Here is a 13,220-nt window from a genome sequence, read left to right as displayed (position 1 = left end):
TCAGGCAGAAGCGCCTCGCGGCCGCGCCGAAGGCCACCCCAGACGGCAATCTGCCTGAGTTATGCGCAGCGGCGGCCATCAGAACAGCCCCTTCGGTCCGGATGCCACGACCCCGGGCCGCGCGAGAATCGACAGCCGCCGGACCTCGTCGGCGGTGAGCTCGGGCAGGCGCTCGGCGAGGTCGAGGAACCGCTCGATCTCGGCCGGCTCCAGCACGGGCTCGGCGAGCAGGCGGAACTTCCGCACGTAGTCGGCGCGCGCGAACGGCCGTGCGCCCAGCGGGTGCGCGTCGGCGACGGCGATCTCGTCGACCAGCACCGATCCGTCCGTCAGCCGGATCTCCGCGCGCCCGCCGAACGCCTTCTCGGCCGGGTCCTCGGAGTGGTAGCGGCGGGTCCACTCCGGGTCCTCCGCGGTCGTGACCCCGTGCCACAGGGCGACGGTGTCGGGCCGGGCCGCACGCTCCGGCAGGTACGAGTCGACGTGGTGCCAGCCGCCGTCCTGCAGGGCGACCGCGAAGATGTACGGGATCGAGTGGTCGAGCGTCTCGCGCGAGGCGTGCGGGTCGTACTTCTGCGGATCGTTCGCCCCCGACCCGATCACATAGTGCGTGTGGTGCGAGGTGTGCAGCACGATCGACGCGACGTTCGCCGGGTCGGCCAGCTCCGGCCGCTCGGTGTGGAGGCGGCGGGCGAGATCGATCCACGCCTGCGCCTGGTACTCGGCGGAGTGCTCCTTCGTGTAGGAGTCGAGGATCGCGCGTTTGGCCTCGCCCGGGGCGGGAAGCGGCACGTCGTACGCGGCATCCTTCCCGTCCAGCAGCCACGCGATCACACCGTCCTCGCCCTCGTAGATCGGCGACGGGCTCGTCTGCCCGCGCATGGCGCGGTCGACGGCCTCGACCGCCAGCTTGCCGGCGAAGGCCGGCGCGTAGGCCTTCCACGTGGAGATCTCGCCCTTGCGCGACTGGCGCGTCGCGGTCGTGGTGTGCAGGGCCTGGCCGACCGCCTGGTAGATGGTGTCGGCATCCAGCCCCAGCAGGGTCCCGATGCCGGCGGCGGCGGAGGGACCGAGGTGCGCGACGTGGTCGATCTTGTGCCGGTGCAGGCAGATCGCGCGCACGAGGTCGATCTGGATCTCGTAGCCGGTGGCGATGCCGCGGATGAGCGCCGCCCCGTCTGCGCCCACGTGCTGGGCGACCGCGACGATCGGCGGGATGTTGTCGCCGGGGTGCGAGTAGTCGGCGGCGAGGAACGTGTCGTGGTAGTCGAGCTCGCGCACCGCGACGCCGTTGGCCCACGCGGCCCACTCCGGGCTGGTGCGGCGCTCGAGCGCGCAGCCGAACACGGTCGCCCCCGTGGCGGGGGCCGGGTGGTCGAGGGCCTGCTGGCGCGCCGCGACGACGGGCGCACGGGTGAGGGATGCCGCGGCCACCGCCGCGTTGTCGATCACGCGGTTCACGATCATCGCGGCCACGGCGGGCTCCACGTCGACGGGGTCGGCGGCGACCTCGGCGATGCGCCAGGCGAGCTGCTCCTCGCGCGCGAGGTTCTCGTCGCTGCGGTGGACGCGGACGTGGTGCGTGACGGTCATGCTGCTCCCTGTGCGGTGAGTGTGGTGATGTGGTCGAGGTCTGCGGCGGCGTCGAGCGAGGTGAGGATGCTCGCGAGCGCGTTGTGCAGGTGCACGTGGGTGGCATGTGCGGCGAGGTCCGCGTCGGCCGCGGCGATCGCCGACGCGATGAGGCGGTGCTCGGCGACCGAGGCGGCGAGCCGGGCAGGGTTGTCGCGAGCGAGCCGCCGCACCCGGACGAGATGCGTGCGGACGCTCCGCAGGCTCGCGGTCAGGTAGTCGTTGGACACGGAGGCATCCAGCGCCGCATCGAACCGCGCGATGAGCGCGTAGTAGGCGTCGAGCGCATCTTCGCCCGCGAGCTCCGCGGCCGATGCTGCCGTCGATTCGGTCGCGGCGAACTCGGCGGCGAGCGCGGCGAAGGTCGCGGCATCCGCCCGCACCGCCGCGAGCCGCGCCGCGGCCTCCTCGAGCGCGCGGCGCACCTCGAACAGCGCGCGGATGTCGTCGCGGTCGATCCCGGTGACCACCGTCACACGCGGCGACTGCTGCGTCACGAGCCCGTCGGCGGCCAGCCGGCCGAGCGCCTCGCGCAGTGGCGTGCGGCTCACGCCGAGGCGGGATGCCTGCTCCACCTCGCCGAGCACGGCACCGGCCGGAAGTGTCCCGGACTGGATCTCGTCGAGGAGGGTCGCATACGCGCGATCGCTGGCCCGCATGTCCCTCCCTCGATCGGCGACACGCCCAGTGTATACACTATGCGCTCGCCGCGTCGATTCTTCGGACGAACTCCCGCGTGATCGTATACATCGACCGCACCCAGTCACTGCCTGAGCGGCGAGTCACTGCCTGAGCGGCGAGTCACTGCGCCCCAGCGCAGTGACTCGCCGGTTGGGCAGTGACCCGTGAACCCAGGCAGTGGTGCTCGGCACTCCTGCTCGACCGCCCGCTACGCCTCCGGCTTCGCCACCGCGATCGTCACCTCGCTGCGCGCGCGTCCGGACGACACCGCGACGGTGTGCTCGCCGGGCTCGAACGCGACCCAGGCCTCGGAGCCGTCGGCGACGTCGGTGCCGTCGACCGACCAGACGAGCTTCTCGGCACCGGACCCCCCGGTCGCAGAGGCCCACAGTCGGAGCTCTTCGCCCGCGGCGTACGTGTAGCCGTCGCGCGGATGCAGGATCGCGAGCGTCGGGTCCTGCTCCGGCACCGCGATGCGCACCGGCTCGGACTCGGTCGAGTGGAACCCGTCGTGCGCGACGACCTGCAGGAAGCCCTCACCGGACGGGATGCGACCGGCCTCCAGCTTCAGCCCGGGCTCGGTCAGCTCGGTCTCGATCGCCGACCACGTCTCGCCGTCCGGCGACCAGCGCAGCCAGAACGACGACGCATCCGACTCCCAGCGCAGCGTCATCCCGCCGCGCCGGTCGATCCGGGGCTCGGCGAGCTGGATCCGCGGCGGCTCGGCCGGGGCCTCGCGCCGCCACACGGCCTCGCCGCGCTGCACGATCTCCAGCACCGCACCGGGCCCGACGTCGGGAAGGAACGCCTGGCCCACGTACCGCAACGGCGGGCGACCCGATGCTCCTGCGCAGCCGCCGCATCCGCTCGCCGACGTCGTGAGGCGCACGACGGCGCCCTCCGCGATCACGGTGCCCTCGGCATCCCGCAGCCGCACGGTGTACGGCGTCGCGCCGGCGGCCGGAAGCTCCGGATGCGCGGCGGTGCGGACCACGGCGACCTCGTCTTCGCGCAGCACGTTCTCCTCGACCCGGATCACGACCGACACGACGCGCTCACGCTTCGTCGGAGGGAACACGGGCAGCTCCAGTTCGCGCTCGAAGGGCGGCGGGTCGGGGATCGGGATGCGGGGGATCTGCAGCTCTTCCCACACGAGATCCTTCCACCACGGGTGGTCCATGCCAACGGTCGTGGGCGTGAAGCTCGCGTTGTTCGTGAGCCGTCCGTAGTGGTACGGCGAGATCCACTTCGGCGATGCGTAGCCCATGATGTCCTGGAACACCGCCGGCGACATGACCGTCCCGGTGTTCACGTCGAGGCCGTACTCGCCGTCGTGGCCCTGCGGTGTGTTCGGCGGATCGTACGGCTCGTACGCCGGGAAGTTCGGATCCGGGTTCGGGGCCCCGCCCGAGGGCGCGTGCTGGAGCCCGGCCGCATGGCCGGCCTCGTGCGCCAGTGTCGCGGGCTGGTTGATCGGTCCGACGGCGACCCCACCACCGCCGCATCCGCCGACGGGGCCCATCGGGGTCCCACTGGGCAGCAGGCCGTAGTAGATCCACCCCGGCTGGTTGCCGTCGGCCGTACGCACGTTCGCGACGCGAGCATGCAGCGCGTCCCAGGGCGCCCCGCATCCGGATGCCGGGAACGTCGCCGTCTGCAACGGAGCGGTCTGCGTGAGGTTCCCCGCGGCGCGGAACTGCGCGGTCGACTGCACCGGGAACAGCGCCAGCGCCGTCCCCGACATGTTCTGCAGATCGGTCACGGTCGGAGCGGCCAGGGTGAGGTTCGGCGCGTTCGGCGCCGTGCTCGCCGGGCCGTTGTAGCCGATCATCACGCCCGCGAGCCGCAACGTCTGGCGCAGGGTCACGGACGCGTCGAGCGTGCGCTCGACGGTGCGCGAGCCCATCGTCACGCGCACGACGAAGCGGAGCGTGCCGATCATCTGGTCCGCGGGGATCACGAAGTTGACCGTGTTGTTGATGCTCCCGCGGATCGTCGCGTAGTCCGAGCCGAACAACGACGGCGCGGAGGTCGCGGACGACCCGTGCGGCGTCAGGGTCGTCACCGGCACGAACAGGAACCCCGCCGCGCGCCGACGCAGCTCGAGCGTCGCGGTGATCCCCGATCCCCCGAAGATGCTGCGCACGTAGACGCGCACCCACGCGGGCTTGTTCGCCACGAGCCGCAGGGCGTTGTTCGCCTGCCGGTCGGCGGGATCGGTGAGATGGTCGTCCGCCTCGTAGAACTGCACGGCCTGCGTCACCTCGATGCCCTCGATGAACAGCGCCAGCCGGCCGATGAAGCTCTCCGTCACCCCGTCGATCCGCAGATCCTCGATCGTGTCCTTGATGCCCATGGCATTGCCCCTTTCGTCCTTGGTCCTCGCAGCTGAGGAGCCGGACCACGCCGCCGTGATACCCACGGCCCTCGGGCCGCGCCCCTGCGCCCCCGCGCATCCGCGCCTCCCCGGGCCCCCCGCGAGTCACTGCCTCCGCGCGCGAGTCACTGCCCAAACCGCCAGTCACTGTGCTGGAGCGCAGTGACTCGCCGACAGGGCAGTGACTCGCGGAGGCTCGGGGCGGGGGGGAGGCTCCGGGAGGCTCGGGGGGCTCCGGGAGGCTCGGGGGGCTCCGGGAGGCTCCGGGGGCGGTCCCGCGACCTCGACCAGGGCGGTGCCGCACCGCCGCGCGACGCTTAAGTGGGCGCGTTCGGTCGGGCCGGCGGCATCCGCGCGACCGAATGCGCCAACTGAGGCGCGAGTCTTGCGCCGCTCTCGCGAGTTCATGCACGATATTCATAAGTTTGTGAATCAGGCGTAGCATCGCGCGCATGAGCGATGTCATCCTCACCCGCGGCCTGCGCAAGCACTACGGCCGCACGCACGCCCTCGACGGCCTCGACCTCAGTGTCACCGTGGGGCAGGTCCACGGCTTCCTCGGCCCCAACGGCGCCGGGAAGACCACGACCATCCGCATCCTCCTGGGCCTCGCCCGCAAGACCAGCGGCGAGGCGACCGTCTTCGACCGCGATCCGTGGCGGGATGCCGTGACCCTCCACCGCCGCATCGCCTATGTCCCCGGCGATGTCAGCGTGTGGCCGAACCTCTCCGGCGGCGAGGCGATCGATCTGCTCGCGCGTCTGCGCGGCGCACGGACGGGCGACGCCGCATACCGCACGGAGCGCGAGCGCCTCATGACCGTGTTCCAGTTCGATCCGCGCACGAAGGGCCGCGCCTACTCCAAGGGCAACCGCCAGAAGGTGGCGCTCATCGCCGCCTTCGCGGTGCCCGCGGAGCTGTACGTGCTCGACGAGCCCACGAGCGGGCTCGACCCGCTCATGGAGGTCGTGTTCCGCGACGAGATCGCCCGGGTCCGCCGCACCGGCGCCACCGTGCTGCTGTCCAGCCACATCCTCTCCGAGGTGGAGCTCCTGTGCGACCGCGTCTCGATCATCCGGGCAGGACGGATCGTGGAGTCCGGCACGCTCGCGGAGCTGCGGCACCTGACCCGCACCGAGGTGTCGTTCGAGGCGACGGATGCCGCGGCGCTCGACGGCCTCGCCGCCACCCACGACGCGTCGTTCGCCGACGGGCGCGTCCGCTTCACCGTGGACAGCGACGCGGTGGCATCCGTATTGCCCCTCCTCGCGAGCCGCGACGTGCGGGGCCTGCGCATCGAGCCGCCATCGCTGGAGGAGCTGTTCCTCCGGCACTACGGCGACGCCCTGGAGGGAGCGCGGCCATGACCGCCCTGCTGCGCGCGCGGATGCGGCGCGACCGCGTGCAGGTGCCCCTGTGGATCGCGGGCACGGCGCTGCTCGCCGCGGCCGGCTACGCCGGCGTCGTGCAGTCGTACGGCACCGTCACCGAGCGCCAGGAGATCCTCGCGGCGGTGATGGCCAACCCGGTGATCCTGATGTTCCGGGGGCTGCCGTCGGGTACGTCGGAGGGCGCCTTCCTCGCGTTCGAGGTGCTCCCCGGGCTGGCGATGCTCGCGGCCCTCATGAGCTCCTTCCTCGCGGTGCGGCACACTCGCGGCGACGAGGAGGCGGGGCGCGCCGAGCTGGTGTCGGCGACTCCGGCCGGGCGCACCCTGCCCGCCGTCGCCACCCTGGTGCACGGCCTCGTGGCGAACGTCGCGCTCACGGCGCTCACCGCGCTCGCGCTCATCGCCACGGGTCTCGACGTGCCCGGGTCGCTCTTCACCGGCGCCGCCTCGGGGGCCACGGGCGTCGCGTTCCTCGGCCTGGGGCTCATCGCCGCACAGCTGATGCGAACGTCGCGCGGGGCGAACGCGCTCACCGTGTGGGCGCTCGTGACGCTCTTCCTCGTGCGCGGCATCGGCAACGCCGCGGGCACGCCCAGCGACGACCTCACGCGCATCGACAGCTCGTGGATCGCCTGGCTCTCGCCCTTCGGCTGGGCCGAGCAGACGCGTCCCTACGACGCGGACGACGTGTGGCCGGTCGCCCTCGGCGTGGCGGTCGGCCTGGCACTGGCCGTCGCCGCGATCGCGCTGCAGTCGGTGCGCGACCTGGGCGCGGCGCTCGTCCCGGCCCGGCGCGGTCGCGCACGGGCGCGTGCGACGCTGTCGTCGCCGCAGGCGCTGGTGTGGCGGCTCGGCTCGGGCGCGCTCGTCGGCTGGGTCCTCGGCGGTGCGCTCACCGGCATCCTGGCCACGACCCTGAGCGCCGTCGCCGTCCGGATAGCGGGCGAGAACCCGGCCGTGTCGGAGGTCTTGGAGCGAATCGCCCGCGCGGGCTCTCTCGACGAGGCCGTGATCACCGTGTTCTTCACGATGCTCGGGATCCTCGCCGCGTGCGCCGCCGTGCAGACCCTCGCGCACGCGCGGCAGGAGGAGGCGCACGGCACCGCGGAGCCGGTGCTCGCGACGCCGGTCGGACGCGTCCGATGGCTCGCGGGGTACCTGTCCGTCGCGACGGGGGCGGTGGTCGTCGTCGTCGGCGCGGCGGTGGTGGCCGGATGCCTCGCCCTGACCGCCGCGGGCGGGGAATCGGACCTGTACCGCGTCGTCGTCATCACGGGCCTGGGGCAGGTGGTCGCGGCATCCGTCTTCGTCGTCGTGACGGCGCTCGTGTTCGTCCTGCTCCCCCGCGCGACGATCGGCGTGGCGTGGGCGCTCGTCGTGGTGGGGGCGATGCTCGGGCTGTTCGGACCGCTCTTCGGCCTGCCGGAGTGGGCCGGCGAGCTCTCGCCGTTCGCCGGCGCGCCGACGGTGTCGGGCGGCGACGTCGACCTGCGCGGGCTGTGGTGGCTGCTCGGCGCGGTCGCCGTGGGCGGCGCAGCGGCGCTCGCGCTCATGCGCCGCCGCGAGCTGGCGCCCGGCGGATAGGGTGGCGGCGATGGAAGATCACCGCGCGCTGGAGCCCGCCGAGCAGGCGGCGGCGGTGATGGCGGCCGCCGGCATGCCGCGCATGGCCGCACGCGTGATGATGGCCCTCGTCGCGGCGCCCGACGGCGGCTACACCGCCGCCCAGCTCGGCGAGCGGCTCGGGGTCAGCGCCGCCGCGGTGTCGGGCGCGGTGCGCTACCTGCAGCAGCTGCACTTCATCCAGCGCCGGTCGCGGCCGGGAGACCGGCGCGACCGCTACGAGCTCGTGCACGACACGTTCTACGCGTCGGTGGCGACGAACGTGCCGGTGTACGAGCGCATGGCGGACTACATCGACCTCATCGCGGTGGAGCACGCCGACGACCCCCGGGCGCACGACCGGGCGCGGGAGCTGGCCGGGTTCTTCCGGTTCATGGCCGCACGCATGCCGCAGCTCATCGGCGAATGGCAGGCGACCCGCGCCGAGGGGTAGCCGGGGTGGGCGGCTCCTTGCGCCGCCGCCTGGCGGCGGCACGAAGTTCGGAGAGTCGCGCGTACTTCGGAGGATTCGGGCGAAATCGTCCGAACCCCGCGCGGTTCTCCGAAGTTCATGCAGCGGGCGCGACGGGTGACGGCGGATGCCGGGGCCGCAGGCGCGGCGGCGGGGCGATGCCGCGCGCGGCGCGGGTGGGCATGGGCACCGGCCGCGCGGCGCGGGCGCGCGGGTGACGAGCCGCTAGCGTGGAGCGGGTGACGGCATCCACTCGCTACACCGTGGCCACCGACGGCGCCTGCAAGGGCAACCCGGGACCGACCGGATGGGCGTGGGTCGGCGAGGACGGGCACTGGGCCGCCGGCGCCCTCCCGCAGGGCACCAACAACATCGGCGAGCTCCTCGGGCTGCTGCACGCCATCGAGGACCATGCCGACATCGAGCAGCTCGTCGTGCAGGCCGACTCGAAGTACGCGATCGACACGTACGCGTCGTGGATGGACGGCCATCGCCGCCGCGGCTGGAAGACCTCGACCGGATCGCCGACCAAGAACCGCGACATCCTGGAGCAGCTCATCGCGGTGCGCGATGAGCGGCGCGCGGCCGGCCTGCCCGACGTCGTACTCGAGCACGTGCGCGGCCACCGTGGGCACGTGCTCAACGAGTGGGCCGACGAGCGCGCCGTGCGCGCCGCCGAGCACGCCGCGCAGGGGAAGGCGAGCGCCTGGTCGTCACTGGGCGGGGTCCACCCGCAGCTCGACGTCTCCGCCGCGCCCACGAAGAAGGCACGCTGAGCCCCGCTCCCGCGCCCGAGGAGCCCCGTCGAGCCTCGCGCTCCCGCGCCCGAGGAGCCCCGTCGAGCCTCGCCCCTTCCCTCGAGTCACTGCCCAAATGCCGAGTCACTGTATTGCAGCGCAGTGACTCGGCATTTGGACAGTGATTCGGCAAGGAAGGCAGTGACCCAGGAAGGTGCGAAGGCGGGAAGGTGGGAGGGTGCAGAGCGGGATGCCGGGGCGACCCGGCATCCCGCACCCCGAAAAGGCGAAGCGCGCTCAGGCCGGGCGGGACTTCGGCGACACCTCCGCGGTGAGCGCGGGGTCGGTGACCGCGACCGGCGCGAGTGCCGCATCGATCGCCGCCTTGACCTCGGCGTCGAGCACGACGCCCGACGCACGCACCGAGTCCTTCAGCTGCTCGGGACGCGACGCGCCCACCAGGGCCGCCGAGACGTTCGGGTTCTGCAGCACCCACGCGATCGCCAGCTGCGGCATGGTCAGACCCGCCTCCTGCGCGATCGGCTTCAGCTGCTGCACCGCGGTGAGCACGTCGTCGCGGAGGAAGCGCTTGATGAAGCTCGCACCGCTCTTCTCGTCGGTCGCGCGCGAGCCCTCGGGCACCGGGGCGCCGGGCAGGTACTTGCCGCTCAGCACGCCCTGCGCCATCGGCGACCACACGATCTGCGAGATGCCGAGCTCCTGAGACGTCGGCACGACGGTGCCCTCGATCACGCGCCACAGCGCGGAGTACTGCGGCTGGTTCGACACCAGCTGGAAGCCGAGCTCGGTCGCCAGGGCGTGCCCGGCACGCAGCTGCTCGGCCGTCCACTCCGACACCCCGATGTAGAGCGCCTTGCCCTGCCGCACGATGTCGGCGAAGGCCTGCATCGTCTCCTCGAGCGGGGTCTCGTAGTCGTAGCGGTGCGCCTGGTAGAGGTCGACGTAGTCGACGTCCAGTCGGCGAAGCGACCCGTGGATGCCGTCGAGGATGTGCTTGCGCGACAGCCCCTGGTCGTTCGGGCCCTTCGGCCCGATCGGCCAGTAGACCTTCGTGAAGATCTCCAGCGACTCGCGGCGCTGGCCCTGCAGCGCCTTGCCGAGGACGACCTCGGCGGCGGTGTTCGCGTAGGTGTCCGCGGTGTCGAACGACGTGATGCCGAGGTCGAGCGCGGTGTGCACGGTGGCGATGGCGGCGGAGTCGTCGACCTGCGAGCCGTGGGTCACCCAGTTGCCGTAGGTGATCTCCGAGACCTTGAATCCGCTGTTGCCGAGATAGCGATAGTTGACCATTCACCCACGCTAATACGCGTGCGGGTCACGGTGCCTCGGCATCCCCCGAATGCTCCCCGGAGACCGCATCGGGAAGCGCCGGCGGTGGCGGGAAGGCCTGGCGACGCCGGGCGCGTTCGGTCGTGGCATCCGACACCACATGCTCGTGCAGGTACTCGCGCAGATACGGCAGGGCGATGTCGACGACGCCGTGCCGCACGGGGTAGATCAGCCCCGCGTCGAGCAGCCGCTGACGGTAGACGCCCATGTACCGCGGCTCGACGCCGAGGGTCCGGCGCAGATCGGCGACCTTGGCGGGGCCGGGCGAGGCGGCGATTGCCGCGAGCACGGTGCGGTCGGTGTTGGACAGGTCGCGCAGCGACGGCTCCAGGATGTGCGAGCCCATCGTGCGCCGCGCCTTGCGGTACGCGCCGTGCACGTCGGCGAGCGAGATCTCGGGGTTCTGCGGGTTCGCCCGCCACGCGAGGTCGCCGATGAGCTGTGCCAGGAACGGATAGCCCTGGGTGCCGGCCGCGGCATCCGCGAGCGAGCGGTCGTCGATGCTGCGGCCCGCGTCACGGATCGGCTTGCCGATCGCGGTGAGGACGTCCTCGTAGTCGAGGAAGTCGAGCAGTTGGCGGGAGGCGCGGCGCAGGAAGGTGAGCGACCGGGCCGCCAGCAGGTCGGTGATCGCCGAGCCGAGGCCGGCGCCGACGAACGCGACCTCGCGGTCCTGCCGGATCGCGTGCTGCAGCTCGGCGACGAAGTGCTCGAGGTCCTCGCGCGCGGCGAGGCTGATCTCATCGAGCGTGAACAGGATGCCGCGTCCGTCGAGCAGATCGGTGATGTCGGCGATCTGCGTGCGCAGCGTCGGAACACCGTCGTTCTTGCCGACGAGCTGCGTGGTGACGGAGGCTCCGGCGAAGCCCGCAGCGGTCACGCGGCGCTCGGGCGGCCCCGTCAGGTCGCGCAGCACCCGCGGGAGGTGGGACTCGCTGATGCGCGCCGCGAAGCCGGGCGTGGCCGTCTCGGACACGACGACCCACCCGCGGCCGCGCGCGACATCCTCGAGCGCGTTGACCATCACGGTCTTGCCGACGCCACGCAGCCCCTCCAGCAGGGTGACCCGCTCCTGTCCCCAGCTGCCCAGGTCGATCGCGTCGCCGAAGTCGCGGAGCAGTGCGTCGCGGCCGACCAGGACGGGCGGAGTCTTGCCGAACCCGGCACGGAAAGGGCTGTCGTTGCTCACAATGCCTTTATACCATTTAGATTCTTTAGATATGACGGACTGTCTTTAGATATCGGTGCGGACTGACTCGCGATCGCGTGCCGGGTCTCAGCTCACGAGGAGATGTCGATTCCGCAGGAGCGGATGCCACGATCATCCGCTCGGCATCCGACATCGCCTCGTTCGGACGATGCCGCGGAGCCCGGACTACGCTTGGGCGGCGACCCGCTGGTCCTCCTCGGTCGCCACGAGCTGACCGCAGGCGCCGTCGATCTCCTTGCCGCGCGTGTCGCGGAGGGTCGTCGGGATGCCGGCGGCGTTGAGCCTGCGCACGAACTCGTCCTGCACCGGCCGCTCGGATGCCGTCCACACCGACCCCGGCGTCGGGTTCAGCGGAATAGGGTTGACGTGCACCCAGCCGCGGCCGCGGGCGTTGAGCTTCTCGGCGAGGAGGTCCGCCCGCCACGCGTGGTCGTTCATGTCCTTGATCAGCGCGTACTCGATCGAGACGCGGCGGCCGGTCTTGTCGAAGTATCCGCGGGCCGCGTCGAGCGCCTCGTCGACCTTCCAGCGCGAGTTGACCGGGATGAGCTCGTCGCGCAGCTGGTCGTCCGGCGCGTGCAGCGACAGCGCGAAGGTCACCGGGATGTCCTCGGCGGCGAGCTTCGTGATCGCGGGGACCAGCCCGACGGTGGAGACCGTGATGCCGCGCGCGCTCATGCCGAGCCCGTGCGTCTTGTCGGTCATGACCCGCACCGCGTGCATCACGCGCGCGTAGTTGGCCAGCGGCTCCCCCATGCCCATGAACACGATGTTCGTCACGCGCTCGGCGTCGTGGCCGACCCTGCGCGGATCGCCCAGCTCGCCGTCGGCGATGACGCGGTTGGCGCGGACGACCTGCTCGACGATCTCGGCGGCGGACATGTTGCGCGTGAGCCCCGCCTGCCCCGTGGCGCAGAACGGGCAGTTCATGCCGCAGCCGGCCTGCGAAGAGACGCACAGCGTGATGCGGCCCGGGTAGCGCATGAGCACCGACTCGACGAGCGCGCCGTCGTGCAGCTTCCAGAGGAACTTGATCGTGTCGCCGCGGTCGGTCTGCAGACGCCGTACCTCGGTCAGCAGGGGCGGGAGCATGCCTGCGACGAGCTCGTCGCGGACGGATGCCGGCAGGTCGGTCATCCGCGCCGGGTCGGACGTGTAGTGCGTGAAGTAGTGCTTCTCCAGCTGCTTCGCGCGGAACCCCGGCATCCCGAGCTCTGCGACCTTCTCGATGCGCTCCGCGGGCGTGAGGTCGGCGAGGTGCACGGGCGGCTTGCCGCGCTTGGGGCTTGCGAACTGCAGGAGCGGCCGGCCCTCGGCATCCTTCTGCTGCGACCAGCCCTCGGTCCGCGGCCGCACCTGGCGCGCGGGCGCGGTCCGCGCGCGGGTCTCGCGTGCCTCGGGCGCGGTCCGCGCGCTCGCCGGCGTCGCGGCACGGGCGGCACCGGACGCAGGGGTGCGCGGAGTCTCGGTCATCCGTCCAGGGTACCGAGCCGCACCTGCACGAAAGCCCCGCGCCCGGCGCCCGGCCCACGCGAGTCACTGCCTTCCCACGCGAGTCACTGCCCCCGCGTCGAGTCACTGCCCTCCAGTCCAGTGACTGGCACCTAAGGCAGTGACTCGCGGGGCAAGACAAGGACTCGCGGGGTGTGGCCGCGACCCGGGCCACGTTGGCGGGCCGGGCGCGCGGGCCAGAGGGGCGGGCCGGGCCGCTAGCTGTTGTGTCCCGTGAGGTTGGTGACGTTCGGCGGGTCGGTGGGTAAGGGGTGAGG

The 13,220-nt window shown here is 72.2% G+C and carries 10 protein-coding genes; 4 read left to right on the top strand and 6 right to left on the bottom strand.

The genetic code is table 11. From position 1 onward, the window contains the following. Positions 1-78 precede the first annotated feature (78 nt). From QM641_RS03865 to QM641_RS03855, 3 genes are all read right to left on the bottom strand, one after another. On the bottom strand, positions 79-1,593 hold the full coding sequence (locus tag QM641_RS03865; protein WP_415113630.1) for an MmgE/PrpD family protein: 1,515 nt from the start codon (positions 1,591-1,593) through the stop codon (positions 79-81). Beyond that, positions 1,590-2,291 carry a GntR family transcriptional regulator gene (locus tag QM641_RS03860; protein ID WP_415113628.1) on the bottom strand — a complete coding sequence of 234 codons (702 nt, stop codon included), beginning with the start codon at positions 2,289-2,291 and terminating at the stop codon, positions 1,590-1,592. The genes QM641_RS03865 and QM641_RS03860 overlap by 4 nt, the downstream gene beginning before the upstream one ends. Positions 2,292-2,521: 230 nt before the next feature. After that, positions 2,522-4,669: a M66 family metalloprotease gene (locus tag QM641_RS03855; RefSeq protein WP_415113626.1), complete on the bottom strand. Its 2,148-nt coding sequence runs from the start codon at positions 4,667-4,669 to the stop codon at positions 2,522-2,524. Positions 4,670-5,142: 473 nt separating this feature from the next. On the opposite strand from QM641_RS03855, the gene QM641_RS03850 reads away from it, so the two are divergent. The 4 genes from QM641_RS03850 to QM641_RS03835 all read left to right on the top strand — a co-directional run bounded on the left by QM641_RS03850 (position 5,143) and on the right by QM641_RS03835 (position 8,930). Next, positions 5,143-6,057: an ATP-binding cassette domain-containing protein gene (locus QM641_RS03850; protein ID WP_415113624.1), complete on the top strand. Its 915-nt coding sequence runs from the start codon at positions 5,143-5,145 to the stop codon at positions 6,055-6,057. After that, on the top strand, positions 6,054-7,664 hold the full coding sequence (locus QM641_RS03845) for an ABC transporter permease (protein ID WP_415113622.1): 1,611 nt from the start codon (positions 6,054-6,056) through the stop codon (positions 7,662-7,664). Before QM641_RS03850 ends, QM641_RS03845 begins: the two co-directional genes overlap by 4 nt. Positions 7,665-7,674: 10 nt before the next feature. Then, positions 7,675-8,136 (top strand): GbsR/MarR family transcriptional regulator, encoded by a 462-nt coding sequence (locus QM641_RS03840; RefSeq protein ID WP_415113620.1) that lies wholly within the window; start codon positions 7,675-7,677, stop codon positions 8,134-8,136. Between the two features lie 257 nt (positions 8,137-8,393). After that, positions 8,394-8,930: a ribonuclease H family protein gene (locus QM641_RS03835; protein WP_415113618.1), complete on the top strand. Its 537-nt coding sequence runs from the start codon at positions 8,394-8,396 to the stop codon at positions 8,928-8,930. Between the two features lie 258 nt (positions 8,931-9,188). Here the strand turns inward: QM641_RS03835 and QM641_RS03830 are convergent, their stop codons facing one another. From QM641_RS03830 to rlmN, 3 genes are all read right to left on the bottom strand, one after another. Next, positions 9,189-10,202, bottom strand: a complete 1,014-nt coding sequence (locus QM641_RS03830; RefSeq protein WP_415113616.1) for an aldo/keto reductase family protein — start codon at positions 10,200-10,202, stop codon at positions 9,189-9,191. Between the two features lie 25 nt (positions 10,203-10,227). Next, positions 10,228-11,430: an AAA family ATPase gene (locus QM641_RS03825; protein WP_415113614.1), complete on the bottom strand. Its 1,203-nt coding sequence runs from the start codon at positions 11,428-11,430 to the stop codon at positions 10,228-10,230. 186 nt (positions 11,431-11,616) lie between these two features. Further along, on the bottom strand, positions 11,617-12,924 hold the full coding sequence (gene rlmN, locus QM641_RS03820; protein WP_415113612.1) for a 23S rRNA (adenine(2503)-C(2))-methyltransferase RlmN: 1,308 nt from the start codon (positions 12,922-12,924) through the stop codon (positions 11,617-11,619). Between the last annotated feature and the right edge of the window lie 296 nt (positions 12,925-13,220).

Origin of the sequence: Microbacterium sp., assembly GCF_047605725.1 — a bacterium.
Lineage (GTDB): Bacteria > Actinomycetota > Actinomycetes > Actinomycetales > Microbacteriaceae > Microbacterium.
Note: the sequence above shows the minus strand (reverse complement) of the source record. Positions and strands in the feature narration are given on the sequence as shown.

Excerpts from the sequence above, each read along its gene's own strand:
- QM641_RS03855 (WP_415113626.1), bottom strand. The coding sequence starts at position 4,669 with ATGGGCATCAAGGACACGATCGAGGATCTGCGGATCGACGGGGTGACG.
- rlmN (WP_415113612.1), bottom strand. The coding sequence starts at position 12,924 with ATGACCGAGACTCCGCGCACCCCTGCGTCCGGTGCCGCCCGTGCCGCG.
- QM641_RS03845 (WP_415113622.1), top strand. The coding sequence starts at position 6,054 with ATGACCGCCCTGCTGCGCGCGCGGATGCGGCGCGACCGCGTGCAGGTG.
- QM641_RS03830 (WP_415113616.1), bottom strand. The coding sequence starts at position 10,202 with ATGGTCAACTATCGCTATCTCGGCAACAGCGGATTCAAGGTCTCGGAG.
- QM641_RS03865 (WP_415113630.1), bottom strand. The coding sequence starts at position 1,593 with ATGACCGTCACGCACCACGTCCGCGTCCACCGCAGCGACGAGAACCTC.
- QM641_RS03850 (WP_415113624.1), top strand. The coding sequence starts at position 5,143 with ATGAGCGATGTCATCCTCACCCGCGGCCTGCGCAAGCACTACGGCCGC.
- QM641_RS03860 (WP_415113628.1), bottom strand. The coding sequence starts at position 2,291 with ATGCGGGCCAGCGATCGCGCGTATGCGACCCTCCTCGACGAGATCCAG.
- QM641_RS03840 (WP_415113620.1), top strand. The coding sequence starts at position 7,675 with ATGGAAGATCACCGCGCGCTGGAGCCCGCCGAGCAGGCGGCGGCGGTG.